Consider the following 19,671-nt stretch of genomic DNA (forward strand, 5'->3'; position numbering starts at 1 on the left):
GGCGGCGGGGAGGCCCGGCGGGGGCCTGGCCGGGGCCTGGCGGGGGCCGAGTGCGGGAATGCTCTTCTGCCGAGTCCTGCATACTCGACAGGTGAGTACGATTCCCGAGATCCGCACCCTGCCCGTTCCCGATGGCCTCGAAGGCGAGCGCGTCGACGCCGCCATCGCCCGTATGTTCGGTTTTTCCCGGACGAAGGCGGCCGAACTGGCGTCGGAGGGGAAGGTCTCGGTCGACGGCAGCGTCGTCGGCAAGTCCGAGCGCGTGCACGGTGGCGCCTGGCTCGAAGTCGAGATGCCCGCCCCGCCGCGGCCGGTCGAGCTGGTCGCCGAGCCCGTACCCGGCATGGAGATCGTCCACGACGACGACGACATCGTGGTGATCATGAAGCCGGTGGGCGTCGCCGCGCACCCGAGCCCCGGCTGGACCGGCACCACCGTGATCGGCGGCCTCGCCGCCGCCGGCTACCGCATCTCCACCTCGGGCGCCTCCGAGCGGCAGGGCGTCGTCCACCGCCTCGACGTCGGCACCTCCGGGCTGATGGCCGTCGCCAAGTCCGAGCGCGCGTACACCTCGCTGAAGAACCAGTTCCGCGAGCGGGTCGTGGACAAGCGCTACCACGCGCTCGTGCAGGGCCACCCGGACCCGATGAGCGGCACCATCGACGCGCCGATCGGGCGCCACCCGAGCGCCGACTACAAGTGGGCGGTGACCCAGGACGGCAAGGCGTCCGTCACCCACTACGACCTGATCGAGGCGTTCCGCGCGGCCTCGCTGCTGGACATCAAGCTGGAGACCGGGCGTACGCACCAGATCCGCGTGCACATGTCGGCGCACCGGCACCCCTGCGTCGGCGACCTGACCTACGGAGCCGACCCGACCGTCGCCAAGCGGCTGGGGCTGACCCGGCAGTGGCTGCACGCGGTACGGCTCGGCTTCGAGCACCCGGCCGACGGCCAGTGGGTGGAGTTCGAGAGCGGTTACCCGGCGGACCTCCAGCACGCGCTGGATGTGATCCGGGCCGAGAGCCAGTGACCGCCGTCGGCGTTTCGGTGCGGGTCGCGCGGTCGGGGGCCGACCGGGCGGCGTGCAACGCGGTGCGGACCGAGGTGTTCGTGGTCGAGCAGTCGGTGCCGGAGTCGATCGAGTACGACGCGTACGACGCGGTGGCGCTGCACGTGCTGGCCGTGGGGCCGGACGGGGAGGCGCTGGGCACCGGGCGGCTGCTGCACGGGGACGCGGCGCTCGGCAAGACCGGGGCGCCGGATGTCGGGTCGCTGGGGCGGCTGGCCGTACGGAAGTCCGCGCGGGGGATGGGGGTCGGGGTGGCGCTGGTCCGGGCCATCGAGGCCGAGGCCTGCCGGCTGGGGCTGGTGGCGGTGGAGCTGGGGGCGCAGACGCATGCGCTCGGCTTCTACGAGGGGCTCGGGTACGTGGCCTACGGGCCGGAGTTCCTGGACGCGGACATCCCGCACCGAGCGATGCGGCGCCCCCTGCCGTAGCCGGGCCGAACCCCCTGGGGCTCCGCCCCAGACCCCGCGCCTCAATCGCCGGCGGGGCTGGATTTTGGCAGGGCGGCCCCTTCACCTTGCGCGCCGTCGCCGGGGGCCAGCCCCCGGACCCCCGCGCCTCAAACGCCGGCGAGGCTGATTTCGCCGCTCGGCGCCGGAAACGTGCCGGCGGAGGCTGGATTGCCCGGAGGGCAATTCCAGCCTCGCCGGCGTTTGAGGCGCGGGCGCGAAGCGCCGTGTGGTGACCGCGCGGGCGCTTTTGCCGGTCGGCGCTGGAAACGTCCTGGCGGAGGCCGGATTGCTCGGAGGGCAATTTCAGCCCCGCCGGCGTTTGAGGCGCGGGCGCGGAGCGCCGTGTGGTGACCGCGCGGGCGCGAGGGGGCGGCCGACACGGATGGGGCGGGACCTTCGACCCGGTGACCCAGCGGCGCGTAGTGGCAGGGTGGGGGAGTGGATCAGCTTGCTCTGTTGTTCGTGCTGTTGCTCGGGGCCGTCGTCACCGTGCCGCTCGGGGACCGGCTGCGGTTGCCCGCGCCCGTGTTGATGACCATCGGCGGGGTCGTGCTGGCGCTGGTGCCGGTCGTGCCCAACGTGGACATCCCGCCCGAGTACATCCTGCCGCTCGTGCTGCCCCCGCTGCTGTACGCCTCCGCGCAGCGGACCTCCTGGCGGCAGTTCGCGGCCAACGTACGGCCGATCCTGCTGCTCGCCGTGGCCCTGGTGTTCGTGACCACCGCGGCCGTCGCGGCCGTCGCGAACGCCGTCGTGCCGGGGCTGCCCGTCGCCGCCGCCGTCGCGCTCGGCGCGCTCGTCGCCCCGCCCGACCCCGTCGCGGCCACCGCCGTCGCCGGCACGCTCGGGCTGCCCCGCCGGATGGTGTCCATCCTGGAGGGCGAGGGCCTGTTCAACGACGTCACCGCCATCGTGCTCTACCACGTCGCCATCGCCGCCGCCGTCAGCGGCAGCTTCTCCTGGTCCGACGCCCTCGGGGAGTTCGTCCTGTCCGCCGTCGTCGCGGTGGCCGTCGGCCTCGCGCTGGGCTGGGTCACGCAGCGGCTGATGGGCCGGCTCGGGGACGCCACCCTCCAGATCGGGCTGACCCTGCTGGTCCCGTTCGTCTCGTACGTGGTGGCCGAGGAGCTCCAGGGCTCCGGGGTGCTGGCGGTGCTCACCACCGCGCTGTTCCTCGCCGAGTACGCCTCCGACGCCGACGACGTGCTCGGGCGGCTGGCCGGCCACACCTTCTGGGAGATCGTCGACACGCTCGTCACCGGCGTGGCGTTCGGGCTGATCGGGCTGGAGCTGCACAACGTCTTCGGCGTCGCGAAGGGCCGCGAGTGGGAGATGGCCGGCTGGGCGGCGGTCGTGGTCGTCGTGGTGGTCGGCGTACGGCTGCTGTGGCTGCTGCCGGCCGGCTGGCTCGCGCAGAAGCTGCACCGGCGCCGCGACTACGACGAGGAGATCCCGCTCAGCTGGCGGGAGAGCGTCGTGATGTGGTGGTCGGGGATGCGCGGGGTGGCCTCGGTGGCGCTGGCCCTGGCCATCCCGCTGCGCACGGACGCCGGGGAGCCCTTCCCCGACCGCGACGAGATCATCTTCATCGCCTTCGCGGTGATCATGGTGACCCTGCTGTGCCAGGGGCTGACCCTGCCCGCGCTGGTGCGCCGCCTCGGCGTGGAGGCGGACCCCGACGCCGAACGGGAGACGCAGCGGCAGCTGGCGCTGCGCGCCGCGAAGGCCGCCAAGCGGCGGCTGAAGGAGATCGAGGAGGCCGAGGACCTGCCCGATGACCTGCTGGAGACGCTGCACCGGCGCGCGTACGACGTCGGGGCCAGGATCAGCCCCGATCTGGTCGACGAGGAGCGGCGCGAGGCCTACGCGAAGCGGGTGGAGCGGATCCGGGACATCCAGCGGATCCAGCGGGAGATGATGTCCGCCGCCCGGCACGAGGTGCTGTCGGCGCGCAGCGAGCCGGGATCGGACCCGGAGATCGTGGACCGGGTGCTGCGCCACCTGGACGTACGCAGCCTGCGCAACCCGTAGCGCGTCAGGCGTCCGGGGGCGGCGGCGGGGGCGGCGGCTCCGAGGTGGTGACGCGGGGGAGGGCGTCCGGGTGTTCGGCGGCCAGCCAGCCGATCAGCCGCTCGCGGACCGCGCAGCGCACCGTCCACAGCTCGGCGGCGTTCCGGGCGGTGACGACGGCGCGCACCACGATGGTGTTCGGGGTGGTGTCGGTGACGGCGAGGCTGCCGGTGCGGCCGTCCCATTCGGGGATGCCCTTGAGGAGTTCCGTGAGCTCGGCCCGCATCAGGGCGACGGGGGCCGCGTGGTCCAGGTGGAAGAAGACGGTGCCGGTGATCTGGGCGCCGCCGCGCGACCAGTTCTCGTACGGCTTGCCGGTGAAGTACGAGACCGGCATCGTGATCCGGCGCTCGTCCCAGGTGCGGACGACGAGGAAGGTGAGGGTGATCTCCTCGACCGTGCCCCACTCCTTGTCCACGACCACGGTGTCCCCGATGCGCACCGTGTCCCCGAAGGCGATCTGGAGGCCGGCGAAGAGGTTGCCGAGGGAGGACTGGGCGGCGATGCCGGCCACGATGCCGAGGACCCCGGCGGAGGCCAGGACGGAGGCGCCGACGGCGCGCATCGCGGGGAAGGTCAGCAGCATCGCGGCGGCGGCGACCACCACCGCGACGGCCGTGACCACCCGCTGGATCAGGGCGACCTGGGTGCGGACCCGGCGCACCCGGGCGTCGTCCGGGGCGGAGGCGGCATACCGGGCGTAGCCGGATTCGACTACGGCCGTGGCGATCCGCACCAGGAGCCAGGCGGTCGAGGCGATCATCAGCAGGGCCAGGAGGTGCCCGACGGCGGCCCCGTACCCGGGGAAGAGGCCCGCCCGCCGGTGCGAACCCTGGAGCAGGGCGGTGGCGAGGGCCAGCCGGAACGGCGTGACGCACCGGCGCAGCAGCCCCCACAGCGGGGTCTCGGTGTGCCGGGCGTCGGCCTGGCGCAGCAGCAGGTCGAGCAGCCACCCGGCGAGCAGGGTGAGGACCAGTACGGCGGCGACGGCCACGACGGGACGCAGGACGTTCTCCATCTCCATGCCCAGAACCTAGCCGGGCCGGGTCCCCGGACCCCCGCGTTCGCCGCGAATGGCACGATGGGAGGCATGAACATCGTGCTCTTCCATTCGACGTACGGGCTGCGGCCCGCGGTGCACGCGGCGGCCGACCGGCTGCGCGCGGCCGGACACCAGGTCCAGGTGCCCGACCTCTTCGAGGGGCGTACGTTCGCGACGGTCGAGGAGGGGCTGGCCCACCAGGAGGAGGTCGGCCGCGACGAGCTGCTCAAGCGGGCGGTGCTGGCCGTGGCGCCGTACTCCGACCAGGGCCTGGTCTACGCGGGCTTCTCCTACGGTGGCTCCGTCGCCCAGCACCTGGCGCTGGCTGACGACAAGGCGCGCGGTCTGCTGCTCCTGCACGGCACGGCGGACCTGGAGGAGGGGACGACGGCGGACGAGCTGCCGGTGCAGCTGCACATCGCGGACCCGGACCCGTTCGAGCCGCACGACTGGCTGACCGCCTGGTACCTGCGGATGCGGCGGGCCGGGGCGGACGTGGAGGTCCACACCTATCCGGGGGCCGGGCACCTGTTCACGGACCCGGACCTGGAGGACTACGACGCGCAGGCGGCCGAGGAGACCTGGAAGACCGCCCTCGGCTTCCTCGACACCCTCTAGCCGGCCCCGTACCCCGTACGCGGCAGGGCCCCCGGCGGTGATCGCCGGGGGCCCTGCCGTACGCGCGGGGAGGCGCGGCCGCCGCGGGCGCGGCGGGGACGCGGATCAGGCGCGGTAGGCGGTCCACATGCTCTTCATGCGGCTGACCTGGCCGGCCGTGAACTGGTACATGCAGGAGTCGTACGTGTAGTCCATGAAGTTGTGGATCGGGTCGGCGCCGGGCGCGGTGCAGGTGTCGCGCCCGGTCGGGCACTCGAAGGCGGCGGTGGACTCGGCCGGGGTGTCGGAGACGGAGTCACCGCTGCCCGAGCAGCCGCCCTGGAAGGTGTGGTAGAGCCCGAGCCAGTGGCCGACCTCGTGGGTGGCGGTGTCGCCCTGGTTGTAGTTGGTGGCCGTGCCGCCCGGGAGCGAGCTGTTGAGGATGACGACGCCGTCCATCTTCGGCTGCGAGGCGTAGGAGCTGGGGAAGGTGGCCCAGCCGAGGAGCCCGCCGCCGAGGTTGGCGGTGTAGAGGTTGAGCGCGTTCTTGCCGCCCTTGCGCAGGGCGTTCTTCATGTCCTTCTCGGCCTTGGTGCCGTCGGAGACGGTGTACCAGGCCGCGTTGTCGGTGTAGTCGGTCCCGGCCAGGCTGAACTGGAAGCCGGAGTCGACGTTGCCGGTGCCCTGGCCCGCGTACGCGGCGTTGAGGACCGAGATCTGGCTGTTGACCTGGGCGGCCGTCAGCTTGCCGGCGGTGCCGGAGGTGATGACGTGCACGTAGACCGGGATGGTCGTGGTGGCCGCGGCGCCGGCGATGCCCTCGCTGCGCTGCGGGGAGAGCTGGAGCTGGGAGAGCTTCTTCTTCAGGTCGGCGTCCATGGACTTGACCTGGGCGTCGGTGACCTCGTTGGGGTCGGCCGCGTGCTGGTCCTTCGGGCGGGCCACCCGGGCGTTGGCCGGGGCGGAGCCCTGCTCGGCACAGACCTCGGCGGGGGTCTTGGCGGCGGCGGCCGCGACCGTGGTCGGGGCGGTCAGCGGGGCGAACGCCAGGGTGGAGGCCAGGACGGCCGTGCCCATGAGGCGGCGGCGGAGCAGGGGGGATATGCGGGCGGCAGCGCGCACGTTGACTCCTCGCGAAGCGTGGTGGGGGGTGAGGCAGGTCCTCACGCTGGCCGGAAGCTTACGTGCGCATGTCATCAAGTTGGCAAGTAGTCGTAGGTTAAAGATTTGTTGCCGAAGAGGCCGAAGGGGCCCCCGGTGCGTACCAGGGGCCCCTTGTGACAGCAGATTTGACAGTTGATCAGCGGACCGGGCCGTCGGCCCGCTCGACCTTCTGCGTACCGTTGAGGGTGCGGTACGAGCGCTGCCAGGCGGAGGTGGCGTCCTGGCGCCGCTTGTCGGAGACGGCGTAGTAGTCCATCTGCGAGCGCTCGGCCGTCACGTCGAGCACGCCGTAGCCGTGGGCGTCCATGTCCAGCCACTTGACGTGCCAGTTCGCGCCCTTGATGGCCGTTTCCGCCACCAGCGAGAGCGTGTCCGGAAGGACGTGCAGGGTGTCGTCGAGGTTGTCGGACGTCACCGAGGTCACCACGAACTCCGTCGCCGCCGTCCCCGAACCGGGGTACGTCGCCTTCTCCACCGGCACCTCGTTGGCGAACGCCATGTGGATGTCGCCGGTCAGGAACACCGTGTTCTTGATGTTCCGGTCCTTCAAGTGGCCGAGGAGTTCCTTGCGGTCGTCCGTGTAGCCGTCCCACTGGTCGACGTTGACCGCTATTCCGCCCTCGGGCAGGCCGAGCAGCTTGGTGAGCGGCTTCAGCAGGTGCGCCGGCAGCGCCCCGAAGGCCATCGGCGAGATCATCACCGAGGTGCCGACCAGCTGCCAGGTCGCGTCCGAGGACGCCAGGCCCGCCTTGATCCAGTCCAGCTGCGCCCGGCCGGTGATGGTGCGCTCGGGGTCGTCCACCGCGCCGCTGCCGACCTTGGCCTGCTGGGAGCGGAAGGAGCGCAGGTCCAGCAGGTGCAGATCGGCCAGGGTGCCGAAGCGGAGCCGGCGGTAGACGGTGCCCGCGGTGGAGGGACGTACGGGCATCCACTCGAAGTAGGCCTGCTTCGCGGCGGCCGCGCGGTCCGCCCAGTCGCCCTCGGCGCCCGGGGTGTGGTTCTCCGCGCCGCCGGTCCAGCAGTCGTTGGCGAACTCGTGGTCGTCCCAGATCGCGACGACGGGGTGGGCCGCGTGCAGGGCCTGGAGGTCGGCGTCCGTCTTGTACTTGCCGTGCCGGGTGCGGTAGTCGCCCAGCGAGATGATCTCGTGCCGGGGCTCGTGGGGGCGTACGACGTACTTCGCCTCGGGGTAGGCCCCGTTGGCGTACTCGTAGAGGTAGTCGCCCAGGTGCAGGACGGCGTGCAGGTCGGCGCGGGCGGCCAGGTGCCGGTAGGCGGAGAAGTACCCGGACTCCCAGTTGGCGCAGGAGACCACGCCGAAGCGGACGCCGGGGGTGGTGGTGCCGGCGGCCGGGGCGGTCAGGGTGCGGCCGGCCGGGGAGAGCGCGGCGCCGGCGGTGAACCGGTACCAGTACGGGGTCTGCGGGCGCAGTCCGCGCACGTCGGCCTTGACGGTGTGGTCGGACGAGGCGCGGGCGGTGACCGAACCGCTCGCGACGATCCGGGAGAACGCCTTGTCCTCGGCCACCTCCCAGCCCACCGCGGTGTCCGGGCCGAGTCCGGAGCCGGGCACGGCCTCGGCGGTGGGGGTGACACGGGTCCACAGCAGGACCCCGTCCGGCAGCGGGTCGCCCGAGGCGACGCCGTGCAGGAAGGCGGGGGCGGAGTCCGCCGCGTGGGCGGCCGTCGCGCCCAGGGAGGCGAGCGGCGCGAGCGCGGCCGTGGCCGCGGCGGCCAGGACGACCGAACGGCGGCGCGGGTGCGCGGGGCGGGAGGCCGGGTCGGCGCTGCCGGCGGAAGGGGAGAGATGACTGGTCACGGACAAGGATATTACTGATCGGTATGCGCCCGGGAACAGCCTCCGGACGGGAACGGGCGGGCGAACTCTCGGAGTCCACCCGCCCGTTGGCCGCCGGATATGACCTGGGATCAGGCCCTGTGTCCCGCCGCCAGCCTGCCGTCGGCCGCCGTCAGCCCGGCGTCTTCGGCGTCCCGCCGTCAGCCCGCGAGGGCCTTGTCGATCGCCGCCGTGAACGCCTCCGGCGTGGCCGGGGTCTCGATCTTCTTGCCGTCCATCTTCAGGGTCGGGGTGCCCGTGACCCCGGACTTGTTGAAGGCCTTCGACATGTCCATCGCCCACCGGTCGTACGTACCGTCCTCGACGGCCTTCTTGAACTCGGCGTTGCCCTTCAGGGCCGGGACCGTGTCCGCGACCTTGAGCAGGTAATCGTCCTTGGCGAAGCTGTCGACGCTCTCGTCGGGGTGCAGCTCCTTCGAGTAGAGCGCGCCCTTGTAGTCGAGGAAGGCCTGCGGGCTCACGTTCAGCGCCGCGCCGAGCGCGCTCAGCGCGTTCTTCGACCCCTCGCCCTTGGAGGCGTTGTCGATGAAGGTGGCGCCGTAGTAGCGGAGCTTGAACTTGCCCGCGTCGACGTCCTTCTTGACCTGCTCGCCGACCGCCTGCTCGAAGGCGGCGCAGGCCGGGCAGCGGGAGTCCTCGTAGATCTCCAGGGTCTTCTTGGCCTCGGGCTTGCCGACCACCACGGTGAGGCCGTCCTCGCCCTCGGTGTTCTTCGGCTTGACGAGGGTGGCCTCGGCGGCCTTGTCCCAGTAGCCGGGCTCGTTGCCCTTGACGACCAGGTAGCCGACGCCGGCGGCCACCGCCAGGACGGCGACGATCCCGCCGGCCACGAACGCCTGGCGGCGCGCCTTGTCCTTCTTGGCCTGCTTGTCGCGCTCGACGCGCAGCCGCTCGCGGGCCGCGGCCTTGTTCTGCTGGTTGTTGCGTGCACTCATGATGATCTCCGTGGGACGGGGAGGGACGGAAAGGGGGACTGCCGTACGTACGTCAGACGCTCGCGAGCGCCGTGCGTACGGGAGGTCCCCGTCGTCCCACGGAGTGGGCCGGGAAGCGGGTACGGGCCCCCGTGCCCGGGAAGACCGGCCGCAGGGCCCGCCCCGCGCATCCGGCGGCCACCGCCACCGAGGCCACCGCCAGCAGCAGCGGCCGGAACGCGAAGGCGGCCACCGCCCGCAGCAGCCGGGCCAGGGCCCGCTCGCCGTGCCGCAGCCAGGCGGCGGCCAGCAGCCCGACGCCGACGTGCGCGCCGAGCAGCAGCCAGGGCGTCCACGGGCCGGGCGCGGCCAGCAGCGAGACCGGGTCCGCGGCGGGCCCGGCCACCTGGGCCAGCGGGGCACCGACCGGGGCCCCGCCGCACAGCCCGTCCAGGCCCAGCGCGTGCAGCGGCCCGGAGACCGGCCCGCCCGCCGGGCCGTAGCAGACGTGCTGCCCGGCGGTGAAGACGGTGTCGGCCGCCAGCTCCAGCGGCACCAGCAGGGCGGCGATCGGGCCGAAGCCGCGCTCCCGGCCGGCCAGCGCGAAGGCGAGCGCGAAGACCCCGGCGAAGGCGCCGGCGATCAGCGCGGGCGGCAGCGGGACCCGGGACATGAGCACGTGGGAGCCCGCCGAGAGCAGCACGACGAGCGCGCTGAACAGCGCGGCCCGCAGCGCCCTCGGTCCTGCCCCTGATATGTCCATCGCCGCGAGTCTGTCATGCCTCCCTGTGAATCCAAGGCCCCGGGTCGGCCGCGATCCGGGGCCCACGGCGCGATCCGGCCGTCGCCGAACCGGCGCCTACGGCATGATCCGGCCGTTGCGGAACAGGTCCACGAAGATCTGGTGGTCGGCGCGCGCCCGGGTCCCGTACGCGTGGGCGAAGTCCACCAGCAGGGCGGCGAAGCCCTCCTCGTCGGCGGCGATGGCGGCGTCGATAGCCCGCTCGGTGGAGAAGGGCACCAGGGAGTGGCCGCTCTCCGCCGCGTCGGCCGCCGCGTGCATGGTGGCCGTGGCCCGGCCGAGGTCGGCGACGACCGCCGCGATCTCCTCCGGGTCGTCCAGGTCGGACCAGTCCAGGTCCACCGCGTACGGGGAGACCTCCGCGACCAGCTGCCCGGCCCCGTCCAGCTCCGTCCAGCCCAGCCAGGGGTCCGCGTGCGCCTGGAGGGCCCGCTGGGAGATCACCGTACGGTGGCCCTCGTGCTGGAAGTAGTCCCGTACCGCCCGGTCGGTGACGTGCCGGGACACCGCCGGGGTCTGCGCCTGCTTGAGGTAGATCACGACGTCGTTCTCCAGGGCGTCGCTGTGCCCCTCCAGCAGGATGTTGTACGAGGGCAGGCCCGCCGAGCCGATGCCCACGCCCCGGCGGCCCACGACGTCCTTGACCCGGTAGGAGTCCGGGCGGACGAGGGACTCCTCGGGCAGGGTTTCCAGGTACCCGTCGAAGGCGGCCAGCACCTTGTAGCGGGTGGCCGCGTCCAGCTCGATCGCGCCGCCGCCGTCGGTGAAGCGGCGCTCGTGGTCGCGGATCTCCGTCATCGAGTCGAGCAGGGAGAACCGGGTCCGGGAGCGGGCCGAGCGCAGGGCGGAGAGCAGTGCGCCCTCGGCGGTGTCCAGGGTGAAGGAGGGGACCTCCTCGTGCTTGGCCCCGGTGGCGAGGTGGTGGATGCGCTCGCGGTAGGCGCCCGCGTAGATCCGTACCAGCTCGCTGATCTGTCCGTCGCTGAGGGCCTTGGTGTAGCCGATCAGGGCGACGGAGGCGGCGAACCGCTTCAGGTCCCAGGTGAAGGGGCCGACGTAGGCCTCGTCGAAGTCGTTGACGTTGAAGATCAGCCGGCCGTTGGAGTCCATGTAGGTGCCGAAGTTCTCGGCGTGCAGGTCGCCGTGGATCCACACCCGGCCGGTCTGCTCGTCCAGGTACGGGCCGCCGTGCCGGTCGCGCTCCAGGTCGGCGTAGAAGAGGCAGGCCGTGCCCCGGTAGAAGGCGAAGGCCGAGGCCGCCATCTTCCGGAATTTGACCTGGAAGGCGGCGGGGTCGGCGGCGAGCAGCTCACCGAACGCGGTGTCGAACACGTCGAGTATCTGCTCGGCGCGCTGCTCGTCGGTCGTCTCGGATACCGCCATGGCGGGTGCCTCCTGGTGGCGCTGGTCGATCACGTGCGGGATCGGGTTTCGGACACTGTCCTTGGTTCTGCAACGCATGACCGTACCGGTCGGTGCCCCGGAACTGTCACCCGGCCGACGTAGGATTCAGAGCCGCCCCCCTCTCTCCCCGCCGGAGGATCCCCACCGTGACCAAGACGCCGTTCACGCACCTGCACGTCCACACCCAGTACTCGCTGCTGGACGGTGCCGCGCGGCTGAAGGACATGTTCAACGCGTGCAACGAGATGGGCATGACGCACATCGCGATGTCCGACCACGGCAACCTGCACGGCGCGTACGACTTCTTCCACACCGCCCAGAAGTCCGGGATCACCCCGATCATCGGCATCGAGGCGTACGTCGCCCCCGAGTCCCGGCGCAACAAGCGCCGCATCCAGTGGGGCCAGCCCCACCAGAAGCGCGACGACGTCTCCGGCTCCGGCGGTTACACCCACAAGACGATCTGGGCGGCGAACGCCACCGGCCTGCACAACCTCTTCCGGCTGTCCTCCGACGCGTACGCCGAGGGCTGGCTCACGAAGTGGCCGCGCATGGACAAGGAGACGATCTCCAAGTGGTCGGAGGGCCTGATCGCCTCCACCGGCTGCCCCTCCGGCGAACTCCAGACGCGCCTTCGCCTCGGCCAGTTCGACGAGGCCCTGAAGTCGGCCTCCGAGTACCAGGACATCTTCGGCAAGGACCGGTACTTCCTGGAGCTGATGGACCACGGCATCGAGATCGAGCGCCGGGTCCGCGACGGCCTGCTGGAGATCGGCAAGAAGCTCGGCATCCCGCCGCTGGTGACGAACGACTCCCACTACACCTACGCGAGCGAGGCCGGCGCCCACGACGCCCTGCTCTGCATCCAGACCGGCAAGAACCTCTCGGACCCCGACCGCTTCCGTTTCGACGGCACCGGCTACTACCTGAAGTCCACGGACGAGATGTACGCCATCGACTCCTCGGACGCCTGGCAGGAGGGTTGCGCCAACACGAAGCTGGTCGCGGACCAGGTCGACACCGAGGGCATGTTCCAGTTCCGGAACCTGATGCCGAAGTTCGACATCCCGGAGGGGCACACCGAGGTCAGCTGGTTCCGCGAGGAGACCATGCGCGGCATGCACCGCCGCTACCCGGGAGGCATCCCGGAGGACCGGATGCGGCAGGCCGAGTACGAGATGGACACGATCATCTCGATGGGCTTCCCCGGCTACTTCCTCGTGGTCGCCGACTTCATCATGTGGGCCAAGAACCAGGGCATCGCGGTGGGCCCGGGCCGCGGCTCCGCGGCCGGCTCGATCGTCGCGTACGCCATGGGCATCACCGACCTCGACCCGCTCACCCACGGTCTGATCTTCGAACGCTTCCTGAACCCCGAGCGCGTCTCCATGCCCGATGTCGACATCGACTTCGACGAGCGCAGGCGCGTCGAGGTGATCCGGTACGTGACGGAGAAGTACGGCCAGGACAAGGTCGCCATGATCGGCACCTACGGCACCATCAAGGCCAAGAACGCGATCAAGGACTCGGCGCGCGTCCTCGGCTATCCGTACGCCATGGGCGACCGGCTCACCAAGGCCATGCCCGCCGACGTCCTCGGCAAGGGCATCCCGCTCTCCGGCATCCTCGACCCCACGCACCCGCGCTACAGCGAGGCCGGCGAGATCCGCTCGATGTACGAGAACGAGCCGGACGTGAAGAAGGTCATCGACACCGCCCGCGGCGTCGAGGGCCTGGTCCGGCAGATGGGCGTGCACGCCGCCGGCGTGATCATGTCCAGCGAGACGATCACCGACCACGTGCCCGTCTGGGTGCGGCACACCGACGGCGTCACCATCACCCAGTGGGACTACCCGAGCTGTGAGTCGCTCGGCCTGCTGAAGATGGACTTCCTCGGCCTGCGCAACCTCACGATCATGGACGACGCCGTCAAGATGGTGAAGGCCAACAAGGGGATCGACATCGATCTCCTGGCCCTCCCGCTCGACGACCCCAAGACCTTCGAACTGCTCGGCCGAGGCGACACCCTCGGCGTCTTCCAGTTCGACGGCGGGCCCATGCGCTCCCTGCTGCGCCTGATGAAGCCCGACAACTTCGAGGACATCTCCGCCGTCTCGGCCCTGTACCGGCCGGGCCCGATGGGCATGAACTCGCACACGAACTACGCCCTGCGCAAGAACAAGCAGCAGGAGATCACCCCGATCCACCCGGATCTGGAGAAGCCCCTCGAAGAGGTGCTCGCGGTCACCTACGGCCTGATCGTCTACCAGGAGCAGGTCCAGAAGGCCGCCCAGATCATCGCCGGGTACTCGCTCGGCGAGGCCGACATCCTGCGCCGCGTGATGGGCAAGAAGAAGCCCGAGGAGCTGGCGAAGAACTTCACGATCTTCCAGGAGGGCGCCCGGAAGAACGGCTACACCGACCAGGCCATCCAGGCCCTGTGGGACGTCCTGGTCCCCTTCGCCGGCTACGCCTTCAACAAGGCCCACTCGGCCGCGTACGGCCTCGTCTCCTACTGGACCGCCTACCTCAAGGCGAACTACCCGGCCGAGTACATGGCGGGGCTGCTCACCTCGGTCAAGGACGACAAGGACAAGTCCGCGATCTACCTGAACGAGTGCCGGCGCATGGGCATCAAGGTGCTCCCGCCGAACGTCAACGAGTCCGAGCCGAACTTCGCGGCCCAGGGCGACGACGTGATCCTCTTCGGCCTCACCGCCGTGCGCAACGTCGGCCAGAACGTCGTCGAGTCGATCATCAAGACCAGGAAGGCGAAGGGGAAGTTCTCCTCCTTCCCCGACTTCCTGGACAAGGTCGAGGCCGTCGTCTGCAACAAGCGGACCGTCGAGTCCCTGATCAAGGCCGGCGCCTTCGACGAGATGGGCCACACCCGCAAGGGCCTGGTCGCCCACCACGAGCCGATGATCGACAACGTGGTCGCGGTCAAGCGCAAGGAGGCCGAGGGGCAGTTCGACCTGTTCGGCGGAATGGGTGACGAGAGCGCGGGCGACGAGCCCGGCTTCGGCCTCGACGTGGAGTTCTCCGACGTCGAGTGGGAGAAGTCCTACCTGCTCGCCCAGGAGCGCGAGATGCTCGGCCTCTACGTCTCCGACCACCCGCTCTTCGGCCTGGAGCACGTGCTGTCCGACAAGACGGACGCCGGCATCTCCCAGCTCACCGGCGGTGAGCACGGCGACGGCGCGGTCGTCACCATCGGCGGCATCATCTCCGGCCTCCAGCGCAAGATGACCAAGCAGGGCAACGCCTGGGCCATCGCCACCGTCGAGGACCTGGCCGGCTCCATCGAATGCATGTTCTTCCCGGCGACCTACCAGCTCGTCTCCACCCAGCTGGTCGAGGACACCGTCGTCTTCGTCAAGGGCCGCCTCGACAAGCGCGAGGACGTCCCGCGGCTGGTCGCCATGGAGATGATGGTCCCCGACCTGTCGTCGGCCGGCACCAACGCCCCGGTCGTCCTCACCATCCCGACCGTCAAGGTCACCCCGCCGATGGTCACCCGTCTCGGGGAGATCCTGCGCCACCACAGGGGCAACACCGAGGTGCGGATCAAGCTCCAGGGGCCGCGGACCACCACCGTGCTGCGCCTCGACAAGCACCGGGTCCAGCCCGACCCGGCGCTCTTCGGCGACCTCAAGGTGCTGCTCGGGCCGTCCTGCCTGGCCGGTTGACCGGTCCGTACGCGGAAGGGCTCGTCCGGCAGCGCCGGACGAGCCCTTTTCCGTTCACCCCGCACGGGGCGGCGGGTTCAGTTGTGGCCGAAGCGCTTCTGCTTGCCCTTGTGGGCCAGGTCCAGGGGGCTCGGCGCGGAGCGCTCCCGCGGCGAGGACTCCATCGACGTCTTCGACGTATCCTGCGCCGACTGCGGCTGCTGCTTCGCGGGCTGCTTCTGGTTCTTGTTCTTGGCCATGGAATGCCTCCGTGGGGGTGTAGGGGCCAGGGCCGCCTTCACACTCACACACCCCCGCAAACCCCGCATTTTGGATCATTGCCGTGCGGAGCGGAGCCCCCTCGCGGGGCCCGCCGGAACATCCGCCACGCCGATGATCGAGTTCCGGCCGTCAACGCCCTTGCGGTCGGGCAGACTCGGGGAAAACTTGTCGAGGACCCCAGGGAACCGCAGGGAAGAGGGTGGAACACGTGGACCGCTGCGTCGTCCTGGTGGACGCCGGATACCTGCTCGGCGCCGCCGCGAGCCTCCTCGCCGGAGAGCCCTCCCGCTCCCGCATCACCGTCGACCACTCCGCCCTCATCCACGGCCTGCGCGAGCGCGCCGAGGCCGACACCGAACAGCCCCTGCTGCGGATCTACTGGTTCGACGGCGCCCCCGACCGGGTGCCCCAGCCCGAACACCGGCGGCTGCGCGTCATGCCCCGCGTCACCGTCCGCCTCGGCGCCCTGACCCGCAGCGACGGCCGCTGGGCGCAGAAGGGCGTGGACGCCGCCATGCACGCCGAGCTCACCGAACTCGCCCGCAACCGGGCCTGCTCCGACGTGGTCCTCGTCACCGGCGACGGCGACCTGCTGCCCGGGCTGATGTCCGCCAAGGAACACGGCGTCGCCGTCCACCTGTGGGCCGTCCAGGCTGCCGACGGGGACTACAACCAGTCCGAGGACCTCGTCGCCGAAGCCGACGAACGCCGGGTCCTGGACCGCGCCTGGATCACCCGGGCCGTCCGCGCCCGCGACCTCGCCGGACTCTGCGCCCCGCCGCCCGCGCCCCGCCCCGAGATCGCCGCGATCCTCTCCGCGCCGCTGCCCGAAGCGGCCCTCGCCGAAGCCGCCCGCAACGGGAACGGCCACGGCCCCGGCGACGGCGCGGGCGGGCACGGCCACGGCGATGGCGCCCCGGCCGGCGAGGCCGCCGCGCCCGAGCGGGCCCCCGCCGGAAGTCCCCCGGACGGGGCACCCGTACCCGCGCCCGCCGCCGAAGGCGCCAAGCCCGTACCCACCCCCAAGGACCTCGCCTCGCTGCGCGCCCCCGGCCAGCCGGCCGCCGCCGGGCAGCAGGCCCCGAACGGCCAGGGCGCCCCCAGCCCGGCCAGCGCCCTGCGCTGGTCCTCCGACAAGGGCTGGATCGACCGGGCCGGCCCGCTCGGCGAACCGGCCGAGACCGCCTCCCTGCCCACCCTCGCCCAGCTCACCAGCGCCGAACAGCGCTGGGCCGACCGCGAGGAGGACATCACCACCGTCGGCGGGGACCCGTTCGAGGTCGGCCAGGTGTTCGCCCGGCGCTGGATGGAACGGCTCCCGGAGAGCGTCCACCTCCAGAAGCTCGCCACCATGTACCCGCGCGTCCCGCACCGCATCGACGGGGAGCTGCTGCGCTACGCCGCCCGGTTCGGACTGCTCGCGCACAAGGACGACCAGATCGACGAACACGACCGCTACGCCATCCGCGCCGGGTTCTGGCGCGAGATCGACGTCCGCGCCGCCGCCGAACACGTCGGCGGCGCACCCGGCCCGGCGGGCGTCCCGCCGGGCCAGGGCCCGCCGACCCCGGCGGCCGGCTGAGGGCGGAAGCCGCGTAGGCTGCTCCCTCGTGAGTACGGGCACAGCACAGGCAGGGCACGGCACGGCAGCGGCCACCGCAGCGGCTTCCGACGTGGTCTGCGCGGTGCGGGACCTGGTCAAGACCTACCCGGCCGTACGCGGCCGGCGCGGCGCCCCCGCCCTGCCCGAGACCCGCGCCACCGACGGGATCTGCCTGGACGTCCGGCGCGGCGAGGTCTTCGGCCTGCTCGGCCCCAACGGCGCCGGCAAGTCCACCCTGGTCCGCCAGCTCACCGGCCTGATGCGGCCGGACTCGGGCGCCGTGACCCTGCTCGGGCACGACCTCGTACGCCATCCCGAACGGGCCGCCCGCCTCCTCGCCTACCTCGGCCAGGAGTCCACCGCCCTCGACGAACTCACCGTCGCCCTCGCCGCCGAGACCACCGGCCGGCTGCGCGGACTCGACGCGCGGGCGGCGCGGGCCGCGCGGGACGACGTACTCGAAGAACTCGGGCTGACCCCGATCGCCGGGCGCCCCCTGAAGAAGCTCTCCGGCGGCCAGCGCCGCCTCGCCTGTTTCGCCGCCGCGCTGGTGGGCGAGCGGCCCGTCCTCGTCCTCGACGAGCCCACCACCGGCATGGACCCGGTCGCCCGGCGGGCGGTGTGGAGCGCCGTCGACCGGCGGCGCGCCCGCAACGGCGCCACCGTGCTGCTGGTCACGCACAACGTCATCGAGGCCGAGACGGTCCTCGACCGGGTCGCCGTCATCGACCAGGGCAAGGTCATCGCCTGCGACACGCCCGCCGGACTCAAGGCGCAGGTGTCCGAAGAGGTACGCCTCGAACTGGTGTGGCGCACCGCCCCGCCGCTGGAGGTGCCCGAGGTCGCGGCGCTCGCCCCGGCGGCCACCGAGTCGGGGCGCCGCTGGGTGCTGCGGCTGGGCCAGGAGGAGGCGCGGGCGGCCATCGCCGCCGTGACCGGTGGTGCGGCCTTCGCCGCCCTCGACGATTTCACGTTGGCCACGCCGAGCCTGGAGGACGTGTACCTCGCGCTGGGCGGCCGGATGAAGGGCCTGGTCAAGTCGTGACCGACGTCATTCCCGCCCCTGTGCGCGGCGTTCCCGGAGTGCCCGGCGTGCCCGGCGTGCCCGCGGTGCTCGCGGCCCGGGCGCGGCTCTTTCCGGCCCTCGCCGCCGTGTACCGGGCCCAGCTGTCGCGGGCGCGGGTGGCGCGGATCCCGCTGCTGTTCGTCGCCACCTTCCAGTCCGTCGGGATCATGATCCTGATGCGGGGAGTGGTGGACGGGGGCGGCGGCTCCGAGGCGCGCGCCGTCGTCGCCGGGTCGTCGGTGCTCGTCGTCGCCTTCGTCGCGCTGAACCTGCTCGCGCAGTACTTCGGGCAGCTCCGGGCGAGCGGCGGGCTGGACCACTACGCCACCCTGCCGGTGCCGCCCGCCTCGGTGGTGCTGGGCACGGCGGCCGCGTACGCCTCCTTCACCCTGCCGGGGACGCTGGCGACGGCCGTCTTCGGATGCGTGCTGTTCGGGCTGCCGATGGGCGGGCTGTGGATCCTGGCCGCGGTGGTGCCGCTGGCCGGGGCCGCGCTGGCCGGGCTCGGCGCGGCGCTGGGGCTGCTCGCGCCCCGGCAGGAGCTGGCCACGCTGGCCGGACAGCTCGGGATGTCGGCGGCCCTGCTGCTCGGGGTGCTGCCGCCGGAACGGATGCCGGAGCCGATCGTGTGGGCGCGGGACCTGCTGCCGTCCACGTACGGGGTACAGGCCTTCGCGGAGACCTTCGCCGCGCACCCCGACTGGGCGGCCGTCGCCCTCGACCTCGGGGTGTGCGGGGCCGTCGGCGTGCTGTCGCTGGCCGCCGCGACCTGGGCGTACCGGCGGGCGGCGGTCCGCTGACGCCGTCGGCCGGGGTACCTGGCACGATGTGGGGGTGACCGAAGCCGTGACCCCGCCGCCGTCCCCCGCCGACCTTTCCGAGCTGCCGCAGCCGGAGGCCGCCGTCACCCCGGCGGACATCCGTGACGGGGCCGCCGTCGCCCTGGTGGTGGGCGTGGCCGGGGTGCTCCTCGGACTGCTGTGGGTGTGGCTCGCGCCGCGCGTCCAGTACGTCTCCAACGGCGAGGCCGTCTTCCTGCGGGACACCGAGAGCGAGGCGCGGATCGGGGCTGACGGGACGTTCTTCCTGCTCGCGCTGGGGTTCGGGGTGCTGAGCGGGCTCGGCGTCTTCCTGTGGCGGCGGCGCGGGGGTGTGGCGCTGGTGATCGGGCTGGCCGTCGGGGCGGGGTTCGCCGCGCTCGTGGGGTGGCGGGTGGGGCTGTGGCTCGGGCCAAGTGCGGATGTGGCGGCGGATGCGGCCAGGGCGGGTAAGGGGGTGCCGTTCGATGCGCCGCTGCAGTTGCTCGCGCAGGGGGCGTTGCTGGTGTGGCCGATGGCCGCGGTGGCGGTGCACCTGGTACTGACCGCCGTCTGGACCCCCCGGGAGCCGGACCCGGGGGAGTGGCCGGACACATATCCCCCGGCCCACGTCCCCTCTTGACGCGCCGCTCGCACCGCTCAGCGCTGGCGCGCTTCCCGGGCTTCGCGCCGCTGCGCCGGACTCCGTCCGTCGGCCCGCCGAGCGGGGTCGCTTTTCATGGTCGAGGCCGGTTGTCGCCTGCGGGTGGTTGCCGCTGCGCGGGGCTGTCCCCGACCCGCCCTTCCACCGTTCCCGCCTCAGTCGCCGGCGCGGCTCACTACACGGCGCTCCGCGCCCGCGCCTCAAACGCCGGCGGGGCTG

The 19,671-nt window shown here is 72.2% G+C and carries 16 protein-coding genes; 9 read left to right on the top strand and 7 right to left on the bottom strand.

The annotated features are described in order from the left end of the window. Positions 1-91 precede the first annotated feature (91 nt). From ACZ6ZT_RS19470 to ACZ6ZT_RS19480, 3 genes are all read left to right on the top strand, one after another. On the top strand, positions 92-1,033 hold the full coding sequence (locus ACZ6ZT_RS19470) for an RluA family pseudouridine synthase (RefSeq protein WP_373918808.1): 942 nt from the start codon (positions 92-94) through the stop codon (positions 1,031-1,033). Further along, positions 1,030-1,500, top strand: coding sequence for a GNAT family N-acetyltransferase (locus ACZ6ZT_RS19475; protein WP_469720640.1), 471 nt, complete (start codon positions 1,030-1,032; stop codon positions 1,498-1,500). The genes ACZ6ZT_RS19470 and ACZ6ZT_RS19475 overlap by 4 nt, the downstream gene beginning before the upstream one ends. Positions 1,501-1,959: 459 nt before the next feature. Next, a complete protein-coding gene (locus ACZ6ZT_RS19480; RefSeq protein ID WP_469720642.1) occupies positions 1,960-3,552 on the top strand; it encodes a Na+/H+ antiporter in 1,593 nt (530 codons plus the stop codon). Positions 3,553-3,556: 4 nt separating this feature from the next. On the opposite strand, the gene ACZ6ZT_RS19485 is transcribed toward ACZ6ZT_RS19480, so the two are convergent. Further along, positions 3,557-4,609, bottom strand: coding sequence for a mechanosensitive ion channel family protein (locus tag ACZ6ZT_RS19485; protein WP_469720687.1), 1,053 nt, complete (start codon positions 4,607-4,609; stop codon positions 3,557-3,559). A gap of 63 nt (positions 4,610-4,672) precedes the next feature. Between ACZ6ZT_RS19485 and ACZ6ZT_RS19490 the strand changes: the two genes are divergently transcribed. Then, positions 4,673-5,251: a dienelactone hydrolase family protein gene (locus tag ACZ6ZT_RS19490; RefSeq protein WP_469720643.1), complete on the top strand. Its 579-nt coding sequence runs from the start codon at positions 4,673-4,675 to the stop codon at positions 5,249-5,251. 105 nt (positions 5,252-5,356) lie between these two features. Here ACZ6ZT_RS19490 and ACZ6ZT_RS19495 read toward each other — a convergent pair whose 3' ends face one another. The 5 genes from ACZ6ZT_RS19495 to ACZ6ZT_RS19515 form a co-directional block, all read right to left on the bottom strand. Then, entirely contained in the window at positions 5,357-6,307 is a 951-nt protein-coding gene (locus tag ACZ6ZT_RS19495) for a zinc metalloprotease (protein WP_469720689.1), read from the bottom strand. A 223-nt stretch (positions 6,308-6,530) separates the two neighbouring features. After that, positions 6,531-8,213, bottom strand: coding sequence for an alkaline phosphatase D family protein (locus ACZ6ZT_RS19500; protein ID WP_469720645.1), 1,683 nt, complete (start codon positions 8,211-8,213; stop codon positions 6,531-6,533). A 179-nt stretch (positions 8,214-8,392) separates the two neighbouring features. Next, positions 8,393-9,187 carry a DsbA family protein gene (locus ACZ6ZT_RS19505; RefSeq protein ID WP_469720646.1) on the bottom strand — a complete coding sequence of 265 codons (795 nt, stop codon included), beginning with the start codon at positions 9,185-9,187 and terminating at the stop codon, positions 8,393-8,395. Between the two features lie 52 nt (positions 9,188-9,239). Then, positions 9,240-9,929: a hypothetical protein gene (locus ACZ6ZT_RS19510; protein WP_469720647.1), complete on the bottom strand. Its 690-nt coding sequence runs from the start codon at positions 9,927-9,929 to the stop codon at positions 9,240-9,242. A gap of 96 nt (positions 9,930-10,025) precedes the next feature. Continuing rightward, positions 10,026-11,351, bottom strand: a complete 1,326-nt coding sequence (locus ACZ6ZT_RS19515) for a DUF2252 domain-containing protein (protein WP_469720649.1) — start codon at positions 11,349-11,351, stop codon at positions 10,026-10,028. Between the two features lie 167 nt (positions 11,352-11,518). On the opposite strand from ACZ6ZT_RS19515, the gene dnaE reads away from it, so the two are divergent. Continuing rightward, positions 11,519-15,061 carry a DNA polymerase III subunit alpha gene (gene dnaE, locus ACZ6ZT_RS19520; RefSeq protein WP_469720650.1) on the top strand — a complete coding sequence of 1,181 codons (3,543 nt, stop codon included), beginning with the start codon at positions 11,519-11,521 and terminating at the stop codon, positions 15,059-15,061. 77 nt (positions 15,062-15,138) lie between these two features. Here the strand turns inward: dnaE and ACZ6ZT_RS19525 are convergent, their stop codons facing one another. Continuing rightward, positions 15,139-15,300, bottom strand: coding sequence for a hypothetical protein (locus ACZ6ZT_RS19525; RefSeq protein WP_469720652.1), 162 nt, complete (start codon positions 15,298-15,300; stop codon positions 15,139-15,141). Positions 15,301-15,521: 221 nt separating this feature from the next. On the opposite strand from ACZ6ZT_RS19525, the gene ACZ6ZT_RS19530 reads away from it, so the two are divergent. The 4 genes from ACZ6ZT_RS19530 to ACZ6ZT_RS19545 are packed head-to-tail and all read left to right on the top strand — an operon-like array spanning position 15,522 to position 19,431. Continuing rightward, positions 15,522-16,904: an NYN domain-containing protein gene (locus ACZ6ZT_RS19530; protein ID WP_469720654.1), complete on the top strand. Its 1,383-nt coding sequence runs from the start codon at positions 15,522-15,524 to the stop codon at positions 16,902-16,904. A gap of 28 nt (positions 16,905-16,932) precedes the next feature. Then, positions 16,933-17,970, top strand: a complete 1,038-nt coding sequence (locus ACZ6ZT_RS19535) for an ABC transporter ATP-binding protein (RefSeq protein ID WP_469720656.1) — start codon at positions 16,933-16,935, stop codon at positions 17,968-17,970. An 8-nt stretch (positions 17,971-17,978) separates the two neighbouring features. Continuing rightward, complete coding sequence (locus ACZ6ZT_RS19540; protein WP_469720690.1) at positions 17,979-18,791, top strand: ABC transporter permease; 813 nt, start codon at positions 17,979-17,981, stop codon at positions 18,789-18,791. 34 nt (positions 18,792-18,825) lie between these two features. Beyond that, the gene (locus ACZ6ZT_RS19545) at positions 18,826-19,431 is read left to right on the top strand and encodes a hypothetical protein (RefSeq protein ID WP_469720657.1); all 606 of its coding nucleotides are present in this window, start codon (positions 18,826-18,828) and stop codon (positions 19,429-19,431) included. The last annotated feature ends 240 nt before the right edge of the window (positions 19,432-19,671 follow it).

It is taken from the genome of Streptomyces sp. NPDC102258 (assembly GCF_055584685.1).

Bases quoted from the DNA above. Each gene is read 5' to 3' on its own strand.
- ACZ6ZT_RS19485 (WP_469720687.1), bottom strand. From the start codon at position 4,609: ATGGAGAACGTCCTGCGTCCCGTCGTGGCCGTCGCCGCCGTACTGGTC.
- ACZ6ZT_RS19490 (WP_469720643.1), top strand. From the start codon at position 4,673: ATGGGAGGCATGAACATCGTGCTCTTCCATTCGACGTACGGGCTGCGG.
- ACZ6ZT_RS19495 (WP_469720689.1), bottom strand. From the start codon at position 6,307: ATGGGCACGGCCGTCCTGGCCTCCACCCTGGCGTTCGCCCCGCTGACC.
- ACZ6ZT_RS19505 (WP_469720646.1), bottom strand. From the start codon at position 9,187: ATGAGTGCACGCAACAACCAGCAGAACAAGGCCGCGGCCCGCGAGCGG.
- ACZ6ZT_RS19510 (WP_469720647.1), bottom strand. From the start codon at position 9,929: ATGGACATATCAGGGGCAGGACCGAGGGCGCTGCGGGCCGCGCTGTTC.
- ACZ6ZT_RS19515 (WP_469720649.1), bottom strand. From the start codon at position 11,351: ATGGCGGTATCCGAGACGACCGACGAGCAGCGCGCCGAGCAGATACTC.
- ACZ6ZT_RS19525 (WP_469720652.1), bottom strand. From the start codon at position 15,300: ATGGCCAAGAACAAGAACCAGAAGCAGCCCGCGAAGCAGCAGCCGCAG.